The organism is Agrobacterium sp. CG674, from assembly GCF_053521645.1.
In genome coordinates, this window is the sequence record NZ_JBNWDZ010000007.1 from 143,395 (window position 1) to 162,371 (window position 18,977).

General features: G+C 54.6%; 18 protein-coding genes. 7 read left to right on the top strand and 11 right to left on the bottom strand.

Annotation, left to right across the window (positions count from 1 at the left end):
* Positions 1–32: 32 nt before the first annotated feature.
* The 11 genes from comJ to tssH all read right to left on the bottom strand — a co-directional run bounded on the left by comJ (position 33) and on the right by tssH (position 10,991).
* Positions 33–617 carry a competence protein ComJ gene (gene comJ / locus ACQZ51_RS18440; protein ID WP_448779430.1) on the bottom strand — a complete coding sequence of 195 codons (585 nt, stop codon included), beginning with the start codon at positions 615–617 and terminating at the stop codon, positions 33–35.
* Positions 618–679: 62 nt separating this feature from the next.
* Positions 680–1,129 carry a hypothetical protein gene (locus ACQZ51_RS18445; RefSeq protein ID WP_448779432.1) on the bottom strand — a complete coding sequence of 150 codons (450 nt, stop codon included), beginning with the start codon at positions 1,127–1,129 and terminating at the stop codon, positions 680–682.
* A gap of 8 nt (positions 1,130–1,137) precedes the next feature.
* Positions 1,138–1,632: a hypothetical protein gene (locus ACQZ51_RS18450; RefSeq protein ID WP_448779434.1), complete on the bottom strand. Its 495-nt coding sequence runs from the start codon at positions 1,630–1,632 to the stop codon at positions 1,138–1,140.
* Complete coding sequence (locus tag ACQZ51_RS18455; RefSeq protein WP_448779435.1) at positions 1,629–2,849, bottom strand: hypothetical protein; 1,221 nt, start codon at positions 2,847–2,849, stop codon at positions 1,629–1,631. Before ACQZ51_RS18455 ends, ACQZ51_RS18450 begins: the two co-directional genes overlap by 4 nt.
* 5 nt (positions 2,850–2,854) lie before the next feature.
* Positions 2,855–3,238: a PAAR domain-containing protein gene (locus ACQZ51_RS18460; RefSeq protein ID WP_448779437.1), complete on the bottom strand. Its 384-nt coding sequence runs from the start codon at positions 3,236–3,238 to the stop codon at positions 2,855–2,857.
* Between the two features lie 74 nt (positions 3,239–3,312).
* Positions 3,313–4,356: a hypothetical protein gene (locus tag ACQZ51_RS18465; protein ID WP_448779439.1), complete on the bottom strand. Its 1,044-nt coding sequence runs from the start codon at positions 4,354–4,356 to the stop codon at positions 3,313–3,315.
* Positions 4,353–4,868: a hypothetical protein gene (locus ACQZ51_RS18470; protein WP_448779440.1), complete on the bottom strand. Its 516-nt coding sequence runs from the start codon at positions 4,866–4,868 to the stop codon at positions 4,353–4,355. Before ACQZ51_RS18470 ends, ACQZ51_RS18465 begins: the two co-directional genes overlap by 4 nt.
* A 106-nt stretch (positions 4,869–4,974) precedes the next feature.
* Positions 4,975–7,110, bottom strand: coding sequence for a type VI secretion system tip protein TssI/VgrG (tssI, locus tag ACQZ51_RS18475; RefSeq protein WP_448779442.1), 2,136 nt, complete (start codon positions 7,108–7,110; stop codon positions 4,975–4,977).
* A 46-nt stretch (positions 7,111–7,156) separates the two neighbouring features.
* On the bottom strand, positions 7,157–7,657 hold the full coding sequence (locus ACQZ51_RS18480) for a hypothetical protein (protein ID WP_042619943.1): 501 nt from the start codon (positions 7,655–7,657) through the stop codon (positions 7,157–7,159).
* 142 nt (positions 7,658–7,799) lie between these two features.
* Positions 7,800–8,276: an Hcp family type VI secretion system effector gene (locus ACQZ51_RS18485; RefSeq protein WP_042619944.1), complete on the bottom strand. Its 477-nt coding sequence runs from the start codon at positions 8,274–8,276 to the stop codon at positions 7,800–7,802.
* Between the two features lie 60 nt (positions 8,277–8,336).
* A complete protein-coding gene (tssH, locus tag ACQZ51_RS18490) occupies positions 8,337–10,991 on the bottom strand; it encodes a type VI secretion system ATPase TssH (protein WP_448779444.1) in 2,655 nt (884 codons plus the stop codon).
* A gap of 219 nt (positions 10,992–11,210) precedes the next feature.
* Here tssH and tssA point away from each other — a divergent pair, with 219 nt between their 5' ends.
* The 7 genes from tssA (at position 11,211) to tssF (ending at position 18,975) form a co-directional block, all read left to right on the top strand.
* On the top strand, positions 11,211–12,269 hold the full coding sequence (gene tssA, locus ACQZ51_RS18495; RefSeq protein WP_448779446.1) for a type VI secretion system protein TssA: 1,059 nt from the start codon (positions 11,211–11,213) through the stop codon (positions 12,267–12,269).
* 66 nt (positions 12,270–12,335) lie between these two features.
* On the top strand, positions 12,336–12,845 hold the full coding sequence (gene tssB, locus ACQZ51_RS18500; protein WP_192065660.1) for a type VI secretion system contractile sheath small subunit: 510 nt from the start codon (positions 12,336–12,338) through the stop codon (positions 12,843–12,845).
* Between the two features lie 92 nt (positions 12,846–12,937).
* A complete protein-coding gene (tssC, locus tag ACQZ51_RS18505) occupies positions 12,938–14,419 on the top strand; it encodes a type VI secretion system contractile sheath large subunit (RefSeq protein ID WP_192065662.1) in 1,482 nt (493 codons plus the stop codon).
* Between the two features lie 61 nt (positions 14,420–14,480).
* A complete protein-coding gene (tssC, locus tag ACQZ51_RS18510; protein WP_448779447.1) occupies positions 14,481–15,875 on the top strand; it encodes a type VI secretion system contractile sheath large subunit in 1,395 nt (464 codons plus the stop codon).
* Entirely contained in the window at positions 15,872–16,696 is an 825-nt protein-coding gene (locus ACQZ51_RS18515; RefSeq protein ID WP_448779449.1) for a type VI secretion system accessory protein TagJ, read from the top strand. Before tssC (ACQZ51_RS18510) ends, ACQZ51_RS18515 begins: the two co-directional genes overlap by 4 nt.
* Complete coding sequence (gene tssE / locus ACQZ51_RS18520; protein WP_192065929.1) at positions 16,689–17,198, top strand: type VI secretion system baseplate subunit TssE; 510 nt, start codon at positions 16,689–16,691, stop codon at positions 17,196–17,198. Before ACQZ51_RS18515 ends, tssE begins: the two co-directional genes overlap by 8 nt.
* Positions 17,191–18,975, top strand: coding sequence for a type VI secretion system baseplate subunit TssF (gene tssF / locus ACQZ51_RS18525; protein WP_448779451.1), 1,785 nt, complete (start codon positions 17,191–17,193; stop codon positions 18,973–18,975). The genes tssE and tssF overlap by 8 nt, the downstream gene beginning before the upstream one ends.
* Positions 18,976–18,977 lie beyond the last annotated feature (2 nt).

An 18,977-nucleotide genomic window follows, 5' to 3' on the forward strand; every position in this document is an offset into this window, starting at 1 on the left:
AAACATGAATTGTGTAGATCAGCCAGAGACAACTATTCCGCTGGCTGAGCCACCAACTCCAAGTCAGACGATACATCCATTTCATCATCTGCTTTGCGGATTTCAAAGACAGGATTATCGTCTTTTACAAACCTGAGCCGAATGCCGTGCTCGAACTGCTTGTCCGCGTAAACGCCATGAGGCAGCAGTTCAAAAAACAATTGATATTTCGCGGCCTCTCCAATCGAGACCCTTTTTTCTTCTGTGATAGAGCCCACGGTAACGGAATTGTCTTTGATCCGAACAAACGGCGTCAGGATGATCCGCGTCGGTTCACCAACGAAGGCTGACGCCTCCGAATTCTGAAGCACTTCCACAATGTAATTCTCACCGTCCGGCACTCTGAAGGAAACGCTTTCGGCGCGCCAGGAAAAGCCTTGCGAGACGTGTCGCGGCTTCCAATCATTAAAAGGGTTATAGAGACCGTGATTGAAAACTGCCAGTTGCTGGTGGCTTATAAAAAGAGGAGTAATTTCCGTGATTGTCATCATCCTGCGCACCGGCCTCAAGTTTTTCCAGAGTGTTTTTACCGGAAAACTAAAGCCTTTCTCGGTCAGGCTGGCGCGTTCCTCAAACAAGCCGCGCCTCAGAAATCGCGATAATACTTTGAATCATCACAAAACCAGTGAAATATTCAACATCAAGAGAATTCAATATTGAAGGTGCGCCAATGATCGAAAAATTCTTTAACCTGTTTTTTGGGCGAGGTAGTTCCGCTTTTCACCAATGCTGAATACGTTACACCGCCCTTATCCGATATACTCGAGATTAGATTACCAATTCTCTCTGCAGATGAGGCGACGACGAATATATCCCTGTCGTCACTGACGTAGATGCACGCGTATCCGGGAGAGAAAATGAATTTGTCCTGATCTACAAATTCGCTTTCAGTTTTTACGGCTTCTGAAAAGGATTGTATTTTTACGTGGTCGTCCGGCTTTCCAGCGACCGTGATGAACAGGTCGCGACCCGCAAAGAACTCATCGAAAGACTCATATTCTTCATCGCTCAACCAATCGACGCCGAAAAAAATCTTGCAATCGTTCTCCACGCAGAACTCTTCATCGATACCAAAGCGATCAAATTTCATCGTAAACCTCAACTCGACGGGCTGCCGGGATATCTATATTTCCGGAAGGGTCTTCCGTTCGGCTTTATGATATCCAGTGTAGGGCCGTTGCTTTTACTATTGGGCCTGACCGTCACCGTGCGGCCATCAGAGAGCTTACCAATTCGTACACCGTTGCCCTTGTCAACCTCGTTGCCTTTTACGAGGTCATCGAAGTCTTTATTTGCATCATCGAACGTGCCGGGCCGGTCCTTGTTGAAGTCCTTATCTCCGGGCTTTTGAACCGAATCTGCATCCATCTCAGCGATTTTTTCTTCTTCTTTCTTTGCTTTCTCCTCGGTGCAATCTCCCGTGCATTCAGATGCATCACTGCTATTCAACGTGTTGCTCGCGTCACTATCAGCCTCTGACATTTCGCTGACGATATAGATGCCGCCAATGGTGACGACGGCAAGAAGACCATAAGCAACCCAGCCTGGTGGCCCACCTGCCAGAAGTGGAGCGCCTAGCGCAAGTGACGTCATGAAGACACCTCGCTGTTGCTTGCTGCAGTTTGCACCGACCTGAATAACAAGCGAAGCTTGGTGTCGGGCGTGTGTTCACCGCCATTTCTCATGTACTCGACGACACCGGGCTGGCGCAAGAGCTGGCCCTTGGTGATGGCCTGCAAATAACACCAACGACCGAGATCCGCTTCAGACCGCACGCCGAGCGATCTCGCTTCTGTCATATGCGATGCTATCCAGCGGTCACGATCTTGCTGCTTGAGGTGACGCAGGTTGCTTGAAGCATTCCGCTCCAGATAGTGTGAAATGCGTTGGGAGGATACGTCATCTCGCAACAGAGAGATGTTCTTAATCTGAACTGGGGAAAGCGTCAGTACGTCTTTGCCGTGATGTTGCGCAGACGACGCTTGTCTTGCCCTCTTGACGCCGCCGCCCCAAACCTTATCCGGCGCGAAGATAATCTGCGTCGCGGGGCCGAATAGACGCGCGAGTTGAGCCTCATCCAGAGCCGGGATCATCTGCATCATGACATTTGCGTCCGCATGTCTGAAGATGACCATTTCCTGCCCGGCGGATGTCAGGTGTTCTGACGGCCACACCTCGCCTGCAGTGGCAACCTCCTCGTCATTCCGGACGCGCGACACTTCGTTTGGAGACTGGTTATCTTTCCAGTTTTTCGGCACGGATATGCGGTTGAGGCCCCGCAGGTGTTTATAGAGGTGCTCGGAATTCAAGCCGTTTTCGCCCGTCCAGAACACGGCTGCGGGCTTTCCATCGCTGAGCATAACGACTTGCCGAAGGCGCTCGATGACCAATGCCGGGTCATCATTAACATGTGCGGGCAGCATTCCGCCGCCGGTCGGATCACCCGCCTGCAAAGAGGCGACCATTTGTGCCGAGAGAGCGGTGGAGCGCGCCTCAAGCTGCTCATCAGAAATGTCGTCCGCGCCTTCCTCGGCCAAGGTCTGGTCAGTCGTTGCGGGCAGCGCCGGCTGATACGGGTTGATCAGCCAAGGCCCGCCGAGGATGACCGCGTAGTCGCCGCCGGCGTAACGATAGAGCGGTCTGTGAGAGACATTGGCCGCTTTCAATAGTTTGGGAAGATCATCAAATTGGGAGCCATCCATGACGGCAAAAACGCGCTTGTCGGGATCGGAGACAAGGTCTGAAACGCTTTTCAGCAAAGCCTGAGCGACTGAAGACAGTTGGGTCTCGTCAATGGCATCAGGTGTCATAAAGTCTATCCTCGCACCATCGGCATCGACTGGGACGCCATGCTTTTCTGACACTCGGTCCCGCCCGCTCCACCCGACCCTGAACCGCCCTCATCACCGATGAAGACGTTAGACGAACCCGTCTGCGCCTGCCCTCCGCAATCGATAGCATCACCGATGCGCCCGGCAGGCTTGCCGTTGATGAAGACGGTGGATGAGCCAGCAGCTAACTTCCGCCCATGGACTGGCTCCGGGCACACCGGGCAACCATGCGGCACATAGGCATCACCAACGCGCATCAAGGGCTTATTGTTGACGAAGACGTTGGAGCTTCCGCCAGTCGCGAGGGTTGGCGGGAAGTGGCAGGCGTGGCCGGAGCCTATGTCGGTGCGGCGGTGGCCTGGGGGCATAACTGACACTCCAATTCGAGTAAAAAAGAGGCACCTGCATCACAGCAGAGGTAATTTCTCGTTCAGTTTATTAGTTAAAATGCGCTCCGAATTTGCTCTTTCAATTGCCGCCAAGATTGTCGAGGCAGTGGAACATGGTCTTCTATCCCACGCAGCCAATCGCCGCTGGCATCTCGTCCAGTATGAGCCTTATTCCAATCCGATAAATCCATTTCGCCAGCAGCGACAATCTGCTGAGGTGAACCGTTGCCCGTATAATCATTTGCAAGATCGACATGAACCTTGGGGCCTAAAAGATCGCCAGGCAGCCAATCCACAGTCAGCAACGTACGTGTCATCGGCAATGATCTGCCGCTCGGAAGCTGGGTGGCAGCTGTGCCTATACGAATGTGAGTCCCCAAAAATATAACTTTTTTAGAAGAGTCTAATAGGAAGCTTTCGCAGTTTGGAAAACCATCGCCCGATATCGCAGAGGAAACTTGAATCCTTTTGCTAGAGCGATTGATTCGAAAACTGAACTCGTGAGTGACATCCAAGTCTGGAACCATTCCGCCCCAACGCTCCCACACTTTCGCGCTGCCTCCTCGCGTATCAGAACCACCGTCAGAAATATTGCCCCCTAATATGAAGTGGCCTGCGTCAGTATCTGCTCCGTAAAACGCAAAGTTTTTGCCAGCATAGGATAAGCGCCCATTAACACTCTGATCTCCGTCTTCACGATATGGCGTAATTTTTCCTGAAATATTCTTTCTTGGATGCTTTCTTACTTGCGAATAATCATTTGCCATCTTCGGCAAAATATCGCCACTTTTAGTCCAGTCATTTTGTGGCAGATCTACTCCACGGTCCCCAACCTCGTCCCTAGCCATTGTCTCGACAGCACGATGTCCACGCAACTCAAGGATTCGAGGTATAACTTCATTAGACGAAGGATCGGAAGTGCATATCTGATCGACAAACTCCGAAGCCTTAAGATCAATTGTGACTTGGTGAAATATTCGAGACGTTACTCTCGTGCTAGATGAGAACCCGCGCGCGTCACCATGGAAACCCAGGCCGCCAACCCCAAAATTTCGATCAGGGTGGAATGAGCGTGTGATGAGAGTAAAATAAGTCATTTTGTATCCCTCACATAAGCATCTATCGCAGCATCGGATAAGGCAATTACCCGGCCTGCCGGAAATCGATCCACAAGTATTTGCTCTGGATTTGCAAAACGGAATGCAGTTGCGAATGTTGACGTGAGTATTCGTGCCCACCCCTCATCATAATGAGATCCTTGAATATGAATGACACTAAACGAAGGCCAATCCACCTGTTGTCTCGTCTCAGGATCTGTGACCTCAGCACTGCCGACTAGAATTTCACGACTTTGTAACGGTGCTTCCCGATTCTGCGGAACAGACTCTAACTTGAAACTGTAGGTACCGCCTTCCGGGTAAAAGAATTCGATGATTGTCGCAGGCGATGAAACCCGGACATGAAACTCTTTTTCTTGTTGACTTTTATTGGGCACGGAGCCGGGCAGAAGACGCCATTCTTCATCAGCAATGGGACGTCCAGATACTATAACTGCTCCACCTCTTTCAAGTATCGGCATATCAACATTAATAATCAAGCGAGTCGACAAATTTGGCTCCTTTGCCTGGTTAATTGTGAATGCAGAAAAAGTTACAACAAGCAAAACGGACAACGAAATTATATATTTCCTCAAAAACCCTCCTGAAGACATGTGCTTAATTTAAATCTATGCGGCTAGCGGTCATCTTTATATTTTCCTCCTTTTCGATAATGAGATTTTTTCCTTTTATCCTCACCGTACCGTCTGAAAGCATGCGTAACTCTGATTTACCGCAACGAAAGACGATTTCCTCATGAGCATCAATCGTCTTTATGCCGCCCACGACCTCACTTGATGTAGTGACGGCGCTCTCGTAGATAGCACCACCAACATTAAGAGTATGGATACCTCCTACAGTCACGATATTTGCTCCTCCAACTGTAAGCGTTGAAGCACCGAGTGCGTTGATCGAAATCGCGCCTGCAGCGTTGACAGTATAGTGCCCACTACCACTCATTGATGACATGGTTTTAGCAAGGAAATACCCCGCATCTCTTACCCCAAAGGGACTTGAAGCAAGCAGACCACGCACGACACCACCACCTATACCTGTCCCTATGTTAAGCGTAGCATTTTGCCCGATATGTGTCACTTGACTGGATTGAACCTCCGTTAGAGATGCACCACCCACAGATGTAATTTTGTTGGCATCCACCCTCTCAGTCGCGTGGTTAAGTACTTTCAGCGTTAGGTCTTTCTGCGCATGAAGAAAAATTTCTTCCAGCCCGTTTTCGTCTTCGAAGCTCAACTCATTGAAGCCTTCCCCCTTATGCGTCTGGGTCCGAAACGTGCTCTTAGTCTTGTTCGCAGGCAGTTCATACGGCACCGTCTGCCGCGCATTTGGCACCACTCCCGTCACCAGTGGCCGATCCGGATCGCCATCGACAAACGCAACCATCACCTCCATGCCAATGCGCGGGATGATCTGGCCGCCCCACGTGGAGCCGGCCCAGTTTTGAGCGACGCGGACCCAGCAGGTATCTGTGCCGTCTTTCTTGGCCTTGCGGTCCCATGGGAACCATAGCTTGATGCGACCGTATTGATCCGGGTGGATTTCTTCGCCTTCGGGACCGGCAACGATGGCTACCTGTGTGCCTTCAATCTTCGGACGTTTCGTGGTGCGGTGAGGGGTCAGCGGTACGCGGGCGGGTATGGCCTCGAAGGTGTTGCGGTATTCCGGCTCGTTGCTGTTGGTCTCATAGGAGCGGTCCACTATCGTGTGGCTTGCTTTTATGATGACGTGTTCTTCGTATTCGTGCTCGGGGTGCGCAACTTCGTATGGGGTAAAGCGCCGACCGGCTTCGAGAATGCGGGAGGTCGATCCGCCGAAGACGCGGTCATGGTCGGCCTCGATGGATTGTGCTCGCAGTTTCTGCGCACGCTCTGCCTCTTCCACCGTTTTGATGCGGGCAGGATATTCGTAGAGCTCGCGCTTGGTCGCATCCGGCATCTGCACCAGCGATGGCGTCATATTGCTTGGCACCATGCCGGGTGTCTCGAAATTCCAGTCGGCACCGGCACGTTGGCCCGACACATAGGAAAAGCGACGAGCCCATTCGTTAATATGGTTGCGGTCCGACGAACCCTGTGCCAGTCTCACCTTGCCTTCACCCTGTGCTGAAGGCGACGGTCCAAGCCAGCCATTGGCGGTATCGGCCACATGCAGTTTGTGAGAGCCATCTTCGTGGCTGAACCAGTAAAAAAGCCCATCTTCTTCGAAACGTCTCAGTAAATAAGACAGATCATCTTCGTTAAACTGCACGCTATAGTGCTGCACTGGCAGGACTTTGATGATGCCTGAAGTATCCGGGGCGGGAATGCCGTGCTCGGAAAACAACGTCTCAACGATATCCACCGATGTCTTGTCCATCCAGATACGGCAATCGGAGCGGCGGGATAGAAGCCACATTTGCGGGCGGATGGTCATGGCGTAGGAGCGCAGGCCACGGGTGATGGGTGGTCCTTCATGAAGATCCGTCACCAGACCATTAAAGGGGCGGCGGATGCCGCTGCCCTCTTCGCCGTCGCCCTGTTGCACCTCGATGGAAACATCGACCAATCGACCGATCAGCTCTTCCGGTTTCACTGCTTCCTGCTTGGCACGGACATTCAGCTGTATCTCGAAGAGCTGCGACACACCTTCGCTGATCACCATCCGCTCCGGCAGCAGCTGGTCTTCGCCGAGCGGCGACTTGACCTTCAAAACACGACTGGCCTGGATGAAATCGGACGACGATGGTTGTTCGGTCACAGTCTATCTCCGCTATACATACGCAAAAATCTCGAGCTCAACGCAATTAGAGACGCTCTCCGACAAGATATGCATATTTGAACTTCGTCGCGTTGTTCGGGACGTCATCGATTTTCGGACCAAACATCAGCTCAGGCGTCAAAACGGTGCCGATCTCTTTTCCCGATTGTGCAGTTCCCAGCAGGTAGATGTCTCGCGACATAAACACCTGATTGCCGAAGGAATTGCCGATGGCGTAGTTGACCTGCAAGGCGAATGCGCCGTGGCCTTTCTGGAGAAGGGCTTGCTTGATTTTGGCATCGTTCGCCTTCAGCCACTTCTTGAGCCAGACCGACAGCGAGTATTCATTGACCCCGCCCGAAATCTGACTGAAGACGGCAGCGACAGCACCTCCAGCGGCCATCCGCGAATTAAATTGGCGAGGCCCATCCGGCAGAGACATATAGGATGAGTCAGGACCCTTCCCCATGCGTTGAACCGGTACGACTTCATCCTCGCGCACCGGGCGCACGACGAAAGAGTCCGTTGAAACAGCAAAATTTGGCATTGATAACTTCTCCCAGCAGCGTCCGAGAGCGGACGGTAAACACCTGGCACAAATGGAACCTGCGCGTATCCGAACTGTCGGAACTGCGATGACGCAAGAGCTGGCCCGGCGCCCCATGGAAGCGCCGGGCCGGACCGATTTGTTAGCCGGCCTTAGTTGTTGCCAGATCGTAAGAAGCGATCATTGGCGCCTGCTGCGTGTTGTTTTCATCGGCAGGCGTGTACTTAACTTCCATCTTGGTGAAGTTGAGCTTGATGGTTTCTACCGGACGATCACCGCTGGAATCGACGGAGTAGCTGGCGATCAGTGTGTTCGTCAGCAGGTACTGGATGTAGGTGTTGCCTGGGTCACCTGTCGTTACGAGATGGATCGTCGCAAGCTTGCCCTGGCGGCCAGAGCACGCTTCACTGAAAAGCTTTGTGGAGGACGAGTCGCTCACCTTGGTGAGAATAACTTCCGAAATGGTGGGCTCGGAGGCTTCGCGGTTTGCAGCAGAACCAGCAGAGGTGTTCATGTTGCGGGATACATTCCAGTGAATGGCCTCGATATCCATCCACTTGCGGTGTTCTTCGTGAGTCGCATCACCCTGAATACCGTCGATCTGCAAATAAATTGGCATGCTTAATGCTCCTGTAGCTAATGAAAGACCTCTTGCTCCGAGGTCGTGTTTGCCTCTCAACTACTGCCGCATGCGCCGGGACTTCCCATCCGACGCGGCAACTTTATCCACTGCACCCTTTTTGGCTGCTGCGAATTCATCACTTTCCCCAGCCGCTTCGACAATGATGTCGAAACCGCTTTCACCAAAATCGACAGTCACTCGCTTCACCTTTTCGCCAGCGATGACCTTTTCGAGGAAAAAGCTGGAGAGTGGCGGCAACAAATCCCTGCCAATCATGATTTCGATGGCGCGTGCGCCAATTTCGCTCGAGCCCGCCCGTCCGACCAGCGCGTCACGGGCGCGATCTGACAGAGCCAACTCCGTGCCGTAAGCGTCATGGACGCGCCCGCTGACCTTTGCGATCTGCATATCGACAATACGGGAAAGTTGCTCCGGCCCTAAAGGCATGAACGGCAGAATGACCGTTCGGCCGAGGAATGCAGGTTTGAACTGTTTCGTCAGTTCCGGCATCAGCAGCGCTTCCAGAGCCTCTCCATCGGGCATCGTATCCGGGTCGGCAGCGAGTGCCGTCAGCATTTCCGAACCTGTATTGGCCGTCATGAAAATGGTGGTGTTCTTGAAGTCGATGTCCCGGCCCTCGCCGTCCTTCAACATGCCCTTGTCGAAAACCTGATAAAATATATCCTGGACGCCCGGATGCGCTTTGTCGATTTCGTCCAGCAACAGCACGCCAAACGGGCGGCGGCGAACGGCCTCTGTCAGAACGCCACCCTCACCATACCCCACATAACCGGGTGGCGAGCCGAGAAGGAGGGAGACCTTATGCTCTTCCTTGAACTCGGACATGTTGATCGTCGTCAGGTGGCTGTTACCGCCATAGAGCATGTCAGCTAGCGAAAGCGCGGTTTCCGTCTTGCCTGTGCCCGACATGCCAACCAGCAGGAACACTGCAGGCGGACGACGCGGATCGGACAAACCCGCGCGGGCAGCGCGCATGGCATCGGCAATGCGATCAATCGCCCAGTCCTGACCCACAACCCGTTGCTTCATGCGCTGGTCAAGCGATCTCGCACTCTCAATCTGGTCCGCTAGCAATTTACCAAGGGGGATACCAGTCCAGCGCGAGACAACAGCAGCAATCATTTCCCGGTCAACAACTGTCGGGACCAACCTCTCGTCACTGTTGTCAGGGGCTATCGCCAAAGCTTTGCGCTTCTTTTTGGCAGCATCAGCGCCGCCCTTGCCGTCGTCTTGCACACTCAGCGCGGCGATTTCCGCGTCGTAGCGCGAATGCAATCCCTCAATCGCTGTGTCCAGATTGCCGATCTCAGCCTTTATGGCATCGATGCGGGCGGTGATGTCTTCACTGGCCGGTTCACGCGTAAGCCATTCAAATTCGGTGGAAAGGAGCGTGCGTTCATTCTCCATGGATCGCAGCTTTTCAGGAAGCGTCTGGCGCGCCAGCGAAACAGCGGCAGATGCCGTGTCCAGCAGACTGACGGCCTTGTCGGGCAATTGGCGGGCTGGCATGTAACGCGCAGACAGTTGCACTGCAGCGACAATCGCCTCATCACGGATAATCACGTCGTGATGCTTCACAAAACTATCCGCAACACCACGCAACATGCGAATAGCCGTCGCTTCATCCGGCTCGCGCACATGCACAGGTTGGAACCGGCGGGTCAGAGCCGCGTCCTTTTCGAAGTATTTCTTGTATTCAGCCCAGGTGGTGGCGGCGACAGTCCGAACTTCACCTCTGGCAAGTGCAGGCTTTAATATATTTGCTGCATCACCCTGCCCGCTGGCGCCACCGGCACCAACCAGACCATGTGCCTCGTCAATGAAAAGAATGATGGGATCGGTTGAACGCTTTACCGCGTCAATCACCCCGTGCAACCGCCTCTCAAACTCTCCCTTCACACCAGCCCCAGCCTGGAGCAGCGAAAGATCAAGGCTTAAAAGCCGAACATTTCGCAATTTTTCGGGCACATTGCCTGACACAATTTCCAGCGCCAAGGCTTCGGCAACGGCAGTTTTGCCAACGCCAGCCTCTCCCACCAGAATAGGGTTGTTCTGCCGACGGCGCGTCAGGATATCAACCATCTGGCGAAGTTCATCGTCACGGCCAATGACAGGATCCAGCTTTCCCGTCCGCGCATCGTCCGTCATGTCCTGCGTGTAGAGGCGCAAGAAATCATTCTGCTCTTTGCCCGCACCGCCGAGCACCGGATCCGTTCGATTTTCTGTCGGTTGGGAAGCGTCTTCAGTGCGCAAACGCTCTAAAGCGCCGCGATCCATGAGTTTCAGCGAGGGAAAAGCGGCGCGGACCATGCTGCGCAGGGATGCGTCTTCGTCCAGAGCCAGCAAAAGATGCAGCAACGAAATTTTCGGCCGGCCATCCTGCAGGGATGCCAGAAGCCAGGCTTCTCGACCCGCAGTCAACACGTTTTGGGAGAGCGCCAGCGCCTCGCCGTCACCAATCGCTGCCTCATCAAGGGCGCGATCAATCTCGGATTGAAGCTTGTCTGTCGGTATCTGAAGTTGTTGGAAAAGGTCAGCGTTGGTGTCCGATTCTACAACTGCACACAACCAGTGGGAAATATCTACAAATTGATGTCCGCGCCGCGCAGCAATCGATGCAGCGCTTTCAAGTGACACACGCAACCCCGGCTCAAGCGCTTCTACAAGGCGATTGAGATCAATTTGCGACATGCAGCGAGCCTCCAGTTTGGATCATTCCACAACGTGACGTGGCATAGTTAGGTTGCTAAAACTCGCTTGTCTAGCCGAAAGTTGCATTTTTATTTGGAGAGTTTAAAAAGGGGTGGTCACAATTATGCCTCATTTTCCATAAGTCTGTTCAGTGAATAACATTACGTAACGGAAGTAACTGTCACAGAACTATCATTTTTTACGGGGGATAAACTGGCTTTGGATCTCAATGAAGACATTTCAGTTAAAGAATACCTTGGAGATTGTGGAGAAAATATTCGCTCCAACCAAAGAACTCGCGAACTATATTACAAAATTAAAGACGAAAGAAACCAAGCAAGAGCAGAAGAGCGCACTGTCTCACCACAAGAAGTTCTTCGGGTTTCTAATAAATGGACAGAGGTCAGCAATCTCGGATTGCAAATTATATATTCGGAAAGCCGCGACGTTGAAATATTAGCATGGCTTGCTGAAGCAGAACTACGCTTAAAGGGCTTTCTCGGGCTGCGTGAAGTTTACCGCGTTACATATGATATATTTTGCAACCAGTGGGACTCGGTTCGCTCTATCAGCGACGAGGATGATGATGAAAGATTTGCACCCTTTGCCGGTTTGAACGGCATTGGCAGCGAGGGAACGCTCATTCAGCCTCTGCGCCTCAGCTCTCTCATTCCTGGCGGCAAATTCGGTGAAAACACGCTGTGGGATTTCCAGCTGGCGCAAAGATCCTCCGAAACCAAACGCAAGGAAGAGCTGTATAATGCGGCGTCCGAAGCAGGCATTGCGGCCATGTCGGCCCATCTTGCGCAGGTCAATGCGTGTCTGTCGCTGTTTGATGAGATCAGCACGATCCTGTCGCAGAAATGCGGGGCGAATGCGCCTGCCAGTTCCAACATTCGCAACGCCCTGATCGAGGTCGCAGCCGCTATCCGCGCACTTGGCGGGCGCGACGAAATACCTGCTGCCGTCGGCGAGATTGCACGGATAGCGGAGAATGGTGGCGCGCCATCACAGCCAGAGGTTCAGAAAACAGCGATAAAAAATCCCGAAGAAATCGCTTCACGTGACGAAGCGTTTGAAACTCTTCTTACAGTTGCGCGTTATTTCCGCCGAATGGAGCCACATTCTCCGATATCGCTGGCCATTGAAACACTGGTTCGCAGGGGGCGCATGGATTTTTCAGAATTGCTCGCGGAGCTTTTACCCGAGGCGCAGGCACGCAACGCCGTGCTGACTGCTGCAGGCATAAAGCCCGGCGGCGAGAACAACGGAAAATAGTGAAACCACGGGAGCTTGAGCGCTCTCTTCAGTCAGCAATGCCCAAAAGGCATCAAGGAGGTTTGAATGGCAAGTGTGCACGAAAAGCTGGAGCGGGTTCGCAAGCCCCGCGTTCACATCAAATACGAAGTAGAAACCGAAGGCGCGATGGTGGTGAAAGAGCTGCCGTTTGTGGTTGGTGTTCTGGGCGATTTTTCCGGCAACCCAACGCAGCCGCTAAAGCCATTCGGTGAGCGAAAATTCGTTCAGATCGACCGCGATAATTTCGATGAAGTCATGCGCCGCATGACTCCCGGTCTGAACATTGCCGTCCCCAACACGCTGCATAACGATGGCACCGATATTCAGGTGAACCTGAAGTTCGAAAGCATGGACGATTTCCTTCCGGCGTCGGTTGTCGACCAGGTGCCTGCGCTGAAAGCGCTGCTCGATGCCCGCAATGAATTGCGTGACCTGCTGTCCAAGGCGGACCGGTCGGAAGACCTTGAACGCCTACTGGAGGATATCCTTCAGAACAAGACGGATCTCGGCAAGCTCGTATCCGAACTGAAAGAGAAGAATGGCGCACCACAGTAATTCGCTGCGGTTCAACCTGCATTGATGGCCCCGGCGCACGGGGCTTCACATGTTCTAGCGGCGAAAGAAGCCGCATTTGGAAGGATTGAAAAATGAGCGCTGAGAGCCTGCTGAAGAATGAGACACAGGCAACAACCGAACAGGACGGCGGTCTGCTGTCCAAGGTTGTCGCTGCCACTCGCCAAACCGAACCCGATCGCGCCCAGAACCTGCTGCGCACGCTGACCGACCAGGCGCTGAAAGGCACCGTCAAATACGATCGCAACCTGACCGTTACGTTGAACCAGGCCATTGCTGAAATCGACAAGGCTATATCCAGCCAGCTTTCGGCCATCATGCAATCCCCGGAATTCACCAAGCTCGAAGGCACATGGCGCGGACTGAACTATCTCGTCAAAAACTCGGAAACCAGCGTCAATCTGAAGATCCGCGTTCTCAACGCATCCAAGCGTGAGTTGGGCCGCGATCTTGAAAAGGCTGTGGAATTCGATCAGTCACGGCTGTTCAAATCCATCTACGAAGACGAGTTCGGAACACCCGGTGGCGAGCCTATGGGTGCCATCATCGGAGACTACGAATTCGACAATTCGTTCGATGATATCCAGCTGCTCCAGGGCGCGTCATCGATTGCCGCTGCCGCCTTTGCGCCTTTCATTTCGGCTGCGAGCCCGCACATGTTCGGCTTTGACGATTACCGCGACCTGGCACGGCCGCGCGATCTCGAAAAGATCTTCGACACTGTGGAATATGCGAAATGGCGTAGCTTCCGCGAGAGCGACGACTCACGCTTCGTAACACTGGCCCTTCCGCGGGTTCTGGCACGCATGCCCTATGGCCCGAAGACAAATCCTGTGGACGAGTTTGCCTATGATGAGACGAATGGTTCCCCTAATGGTGACCTGCCGCATGATCAGTATTGCTGGATGAACGCGTCCTACGTCATGGGAACGAAGCTGACCGACGCCTTTGCCAAATATGGCTGGTGCACGGCCATTCGCGGCGCGGAAAACGGCGGCAAGGTTGAAAACCTGCCTATGCATGTCTTCTCCAGCGATGACGGCGATCTGGATCTGAAATGCCCCACTGAAGTTGGCATTACCGACCGTCGGGATGCCGAACTTGGCAAGCTCGGCTTCCTGCCGCTGTGCCATTACAAGAACACGGATTATGCCGTCTTCTTCGGCGCGCAAACGGCCCATAAGCCGAAACTCTACGACCGCCCGGAGGCAACTGCCAATGCCGCGGTTTCGGCTCGCCTGCCTTATATGATGGCGACGTCTCGTTTCGCGCATTACCTGAAAGTCATGGGTCGCGACAAGATCGGCTCCTTCATGGAAGCATCCGATTGCGAAGTCTGGCTCAACCGCTGGATCTCCAACTACGTCAACGCCAATGACGAAGCGGGCGAAGAGTCGCGAGCGAAGTATCCTTTGCGGGATGCGAAAGTGACCGTTCAGGAAATTCCGGGGAAGCCGGGTGCCTATAACGCAGTCGCATGGATGCGTCCGTGGTTGCAGATGGAAGAGCTGACCACATCGCTGCGCATGGTCGCTCGTATTCCTACCAAGAACTGAACCAAACAGGAGATGGGGGCTTTTCGGCCCCCATCCCGGCCTTCTTGCCCGGAGCCCATTCATGCCGCCACGGTCCGTTTCGGACATTCGCAGTCAGGCCGATCAGCTCATCGCGCTGATCGACGACGCGCTGAATCGCCAGGTTAACGCTATTCTGCACCATGCCGATTTTCAGGCCATGGAAGCACGGTGGCGTGGCCTTGCCATGGTCGTGCGCGAGGCGAGCCGTAGCCCCGAGGTCAAGATCAAGCTTTTGAATGCGAGCTGGCGTGAACTGGCGCGCAGCATGGAAAGAGCGACCGACTTCGATCAGAGCCATCTTTTCGAAATCGTCTACAACCGCGAATTTGGCATGCCCGGTGGAGAACCCATCGGCCTGATGTTGGGCGATTACGCATTTTCCCCTGAGGATATAGATGGTGTAGACGGCATCACGACATTGTCGCAGATCGGCATGGTGGCTGCTGCCGCGTTCTGCCCGTTCATTGCCGGTGCCTCTCCGTCCACAATCGGATTGCAAGATTTTTCGGAACTGGCCCGCGTGCAGGATTTCTCATGGCTGAAGCAGGAGAAATCGCGCCTGCGCTGGAATACCTTGCGCGCCCGCGATGACAGCCGCTTCATCGGCCTCGTTGCGCCGCGCATCCTTCTTCGCTCGCCCCACAAACCCTTCTCCCGCCGACGCGAAGACCCCTTTCCGTTTCGCGAACACATTGGCGAAGATGGAGATACACTGCTGTGGGGCAACCCGGCTTTTGCCTTTGCCTCCGTGGTGGTGCGCAACTTCATCGATTCAGGCTGGTTTGCCGATATTCGCGGCGTAACGCAGGATGAGATCGACGGCGGAATGCTGTCTTCCTGGCAGCTGCCGCCGCTTGATCTGGGCATCGAGAGCAACGGCCTTTCCGCCCAGCCGCCGGTGGAAATGCAGCTGACCATGGGACAGGAGCAGCAATTTTCCGATCTCGGCATCGTGCCCGTTTCAACGACGTATCTGTCGAGCATGGCGATTTTCAATGCCAATCAGTCCCTTCACGCCCCCGGCCACTATTCCAAGGAAAGCGCCCGCCAGAACGCGCGGCTGGCCGCCATGCTGCAATACGTGCTCTGCGCTTCCCGCTTCTCGCATTACCTCAAGGTCATCATGCGCGACGATATCGGCCAGTTGAGCGATGCGCTGACGATTGAGCGCAAATTGGAAAACTGGTTGTCGTCCTACACTTTGGGCAACGACGATGCCGAAGCTTCGCTTCGCATCCGCTACCCGCTGCGCTCAGCTGGCATCAAGGTTTACGAAATTCCCGGAAAGCCGGGCAGCTTTTCCTGCACGGTGCGGCTGCAGCCGCATTTCCAGCTGGACGACGTATCCACCAGCTTTCACCTCATTGCCGAGACAACCACGCCAACCGCATCGATTACGCGGTCTTCGCCTGAGCCACAAAGGATACAAGCATGACACTTCGCGACGACATCACCCGCCTCATCGATGCCGACCAATTGCAGGAAGCGATTGCCCACGCCCGGGACCATGTGAAGAAAAACGCCTCCGAGAAAGAGGGTCGCTATCTCTACATCGATCTCCTGATACTGGCGGGTGAACTTGAAAAGGCGGACGCCCAATGCAACGTGGCCTCAACCTTCTCCCCTCAGGATGCCGTCGGCTTTTCCCTTTTCCGGCAGCATTTGCGGGCCATGGCGGCGAGGGTAGCATGGTTCGAGAAAGGTGCCGTTCCCGACTTCACACATGGACCATCCGAGCTGGACCAGCTGGCCATTCAGGCCAATATTGCCGCCCGTGAAGGTCAGCTGGAAGCCGCTCGCAAGGCGTTGGCCGAGCTGGATGAGAAGCGTGCTGAAATTTCCCTCACCGTGAACGAGGGCAAGGCGGGCTACATCCGCGACCTCGACGACCGTGTACCTCACGCGCTTGAAGTGCTGACCAACGGCGGAAAATATCTCTGGATCGATTATGATCGGATCGAAAGCCTCGCCATCGAGCCCATGAGCCGTCCGCGTGATCTCGCCTACCGGCAAGCGGAATTGACCCTTCGCGATGGCGCTATCGCCTCGGTCCTGCTGCCCGCGCTCTACCATAGCAATGACTCCAGCACATCACTGCTGCTGGCGCGCGAAACAGTCTGGGACGAGGACGCGGCGCTTGTGACTGGCAGGGGTCAACGCTGCCTGATTGTTGGCGATGATCTCGTGCCTTTCCATGAAATCTCCAGCATGTCGGCACCGGCGCATGAACAAGAAAGGCAGTCTGCCCTTGGTTGATCCGCTGGAACAGTACCGCCCCAAGCAAAGAACTTTGGCTCGCTCGGTTCTCGACCGGCTGCTGGACGACGCGCCGGATATGGAGAGCGATCCGCCGACAAGTCTTTCCGACCAAGTGCGGGAGATGCGCGAAGTCATCAGGCGCGATCTAGAGCAGTTGCTCAACACCCGGCGCAATCCGGCAGGTCCGCCCGCTGTATTGAAGGAGCTGACGGACGCGCTGGTGAGCTATGGCGTGGACGGCATTCTCTCGGCAAATCTGGTCACCGACCAATCTAAGGCAAAGCTGGCGCAGACAATCGAAAGGCGGATTTCGATGTTCGAAACGCGCCTGTCGGACGTGACAGTGACGATCGTAAAAAACCGCATTGATGGAGACCGGGCTTTGCGGATGCGGATCAACGCGACCTTCCGCCTTCATGAAGGTATGCCGCCGATCAGCTTTGAGTCCAAGATTGATCCATCGACGCAGCGTTTCCTTGTGGAGGCGGGTCATGGCTGAGGGCTTTCTCGAAAAATACAATGACGAGCTCTTCGCATTGCGAAAGCGCGCGTCGCGCTTCGCTGCCGCTTTCCCGAAGATTGCTGGCCGCCTCCGCATGACCGGCGAGGTTGCCGATGATCCGCATGTCGAACGGTTGATACAAAGCTTTGCCTATTCCGCAGCCCGCGTTCGCCAAAAGCTGGATGACGAGTTTCCGGAGCTTTCCGACAGCCTGTTGGAGACGCTGTACCCGCATTATCTTGCACCGCTGCCCTCCATGAGCGTCGTGCATTTTTCGCCGAGCCCCGCGCTCGCAACCGTGCAGACCCTGCCCCGACATAGTGAAATTCTGGCCGAGCCGATTGGCGGTGAAAGCTGCCGGTTCCGCACCACACAGGACGTCCATATCGTACCGCTGGAAATCGCATCCGCAACGCTTGCCAGCCAGCCGATCGATGCGCCCTTTTCGCCCTCATCCGCTGGAGCCGCATCGTGTCTGCGGATTTCATTGCGCACCACCTCGCCCCGGCCCACAAGCTTTGGCGAAATGGGTCTGAATTCATTGCAGATCTTTATTTCCTCGGCGTGGCAACAGGCAACGGCACTTCATGAACTACTGACCAACCATTGCATCGGGCTTGCGCTTGCGCAGCATTCCGAAGACCGCAACGCCGTATTTCTACCGCCGTCGAGCCTGAAGCCATCGGGCTTCTCGAAAGACGAGGCGATGCTGCCCTACCCGGCAAACAGCTTTGATGGCTACCGCCTGCTGACAGAGTTCTTCGCGCTTCCGCAAAAGTTCCTGTGTTTCGATATCGCAGGGCTCGATCAATGGGGCGGGAGCGACTGCGAGCTTTACATCTATCTTGATGCCGCCGACTCTCGCCTCGAGAGAATGATTGCAGCGAAGGATTTAGTGCTCAACGCGTCGCCCGTCATCAATCTTTTCAAGCAGAGCTGCGAACCGTTGACGCTTGATGGCACCCGCACGGAATATCGCTTGCTGCCGGACGCAAGACGGCAGCGGACCCGCGAAATCTACGGCGTGGAAAACGTGCAATTGACCACCCGTTCAGGCCAGATTGAGAAGACATCCCCCTTCTTCGGTCGCACGCAACGCAGCAACGGCTCCAATGTGTTCTGGCAGACCTATCGCCGTTTTGATGATGATGACGGTTCCTCCGATACGGATATTGCGTTCATCGATCAGCAGCGTGGTCCTTTGGGCCCGCTTGATGTCGTCGCCAGCGTCGATACGCTGTGCATCAACCGCGAGCTGCCAAGCCAGCTTCCCTTTGGCGGCGGGCATCCCTTTCTGCAGCTTTCGGCAGGCAACGAGGCCGTGGGCTCGATCCAGGCTTTGATGCCGCCAACGCCCGCCATCCGCATGAATGAACGTTCGGCGCGGGAATGGCGGTTGGTCTCGCATCTGCTGCTCAACCACCTTTCACTATTCGATAATGGTGGCGCTCCGCTGAAGGATATTCTCTCCCTTTATGCCTTCCGCGACTCGCCTGAAACGCGGCAGCTGGTGGAAGCGATTACATCAGTCGAAGCCCGCAATTCCCATGCGCGTATCGGCTCTGCCATGGTTCCCGGCACTGACATCACGCTTGAATTCGACCCGGCAATGATCGACAGGCCGGCGGCCTACATCTTCGCCAGTGTGCTAAACCATTTCTTCGGGCTCTATACGTCGATCAACAGTTTCACACGCCTGACCGCAACGATGCGCGGCCACTCCGAACCTCTTGCCCGTTGGCCTGCCCGTGCGGCGGACCGACCCCTGTTGTAGGA